Genomic DNA, 1,587 nt, shown 5'->3' with positions numbered 1-1,587 from the left:
CGCCTGCCGCTGCGGCGCGGGCTGCTCGGGGGCGGGCGTGACATGGGCGGCCCGTTCCCCGACGAGGGTGACGACGGCGTCGGAGCCGGCGTCCACACGCTGCGGGGTCACCTGGATCTTCGCCTTGTGCAGCAGCGAACGCAGGTCCCGGCGCTGCTCGGGCAGGCACACGGTGACGACGTCACCGGCGTTGCCGGCACGCGCGGTGCGACCCGAGCGGTGCAGGTAGGCCTTGTGCTCGGCCGGCGGATCGACGTGCACGACCAGCTCGATGCCGTCGACGTGCACACCGCGTGCGGCGACGTCGGTGGCGACGAGCACCCGGACCGAGCCGTTGCCGAAGGCGGCCAGACTGCGGTCGCGCTGTGCCTGCGACAGGTTGCCGTGCAGATCAACCGCGGGAATGCCGTCGGCGGTCAGCTTCTTCGCGAGCTTCTTGGCCTGGTGCTTGGTGCGGGTGAACAGGATTCGTCGGCCGGTGCCGGAAGCGAGGGTGTTGATCAATGCGGTCTTGTCGCCGGCGCCCGCCACCTCGAAGACGTGGTGGGTCATCTGCTCGACGGGCGAGGAGGAGTCGTCGACCGAGTGCATCACCGGCTTGTTCAGGAATCGCTTGACGAGTTTGTCGACGCCGTTGTCGAGGGTGGCCGAGAACAGCATCCGCTGTCCGTCGGCGGGGGTGGCCGCGAGGATGCGGGTGACGGCGGGCAGGAAGCCGAGGTCGGCCATGTGATCGGCCTCGTCGAGCACGGTGATCTCGACGTTGTCCAGACGCACGATGCGTTGCTGCACAAGGTCTTCCAGGCGGCCGGGGCAGGCGACGACGATGTCGGCGCCGCGGCGCATCGCGTCTTCCTGACGCTTCTGGCTGACGCCGCCGAAGATCGTGGTGACGCGCAGGCTCAGCGCAGCTGCGAGGGGTTCGATGGCCGTCGCGATCTGGGTGGCCAGCTCACGGGTGGGGGCCAGGACCAGTCCGGTCGGTGCACCCGGGGTGCGGGTGACCTCCATCTCGGCCAGTCCGGCGACCAGCGGGATGGAGAAGGCCAGGGTCTTGCCGGAGCCGGTACGGCCACGGCCGAGGACGTCGGCACCGTCGAGGGTGTCGGTCAGGGTGTCGGCCTGGATGGGAAACGCCTCGGTCTTGCCGTCGGCGGCGAGTACCTCGACGAGTGCGGTGGGTACACCGAGGGATGCGAATGTCGTCATACGTGTGGTGCCTTTCGGGCAGTCTCACGGCGCAGGGATCACCCACATCCGCGAGATGGATGGCGAACGCGCGGGTCCGCGCATTCGTTCGCCGTATGAAGTGGAGTGATCGAGGCGGTTCTGTCCGACCGGCAGGCCAGTGGGCCCGGGTGGGACCGCCGAAAACAGTCGTTCTACGACGTCTGACTCCGCGCTGTGCGAGTCATTCGTTGAGTAACGCTACACGGTTGCGGCGAGAATGGGCGAATCGTGGCGCGAGTCACCACGGTCACACGCGTCTCAGGCGACGCTGCTCGCGACGGCGACGATCACCCCGGCGACGGTGAGGACGCCGACGACGACCGCACACGCGATGGCCGTGCGGCGACGGCCCTGACG

Annotated in this window: 1 protein-coding gene; it reads right to left on the bottom strand. The window is 68.9% G+C overall.

Annotated features, from left to right (window positions below; all coding sequences use genetic code 11):
* On the bottom strand, positions 1-1,209 hold a 1,209-nt coding region (locus B1964_RS24865; RefSeq protein ID WP_079931695.1), incomplete at its 3' end, for a DEAD/DEAH box helicase.
* Positions 1,210-1,587: the final 378 nt, after the last annotated feature.

The sequence above is a fragment of the Gordonia sp. i37 genome, from assembly GCF_002043085.1.
GTDB lineage: Bacteria > Actinomycetota > Actinomycetes > Mycobacteriales > Mycobacteriaceae > Gordonia > Gordonia polyisoprenivorans.
The sequence above is the reverse complement of the archived record's forward strand: the minus strand, read 5'-3'. Positions and strand labels throughout refer to the sequence as shown.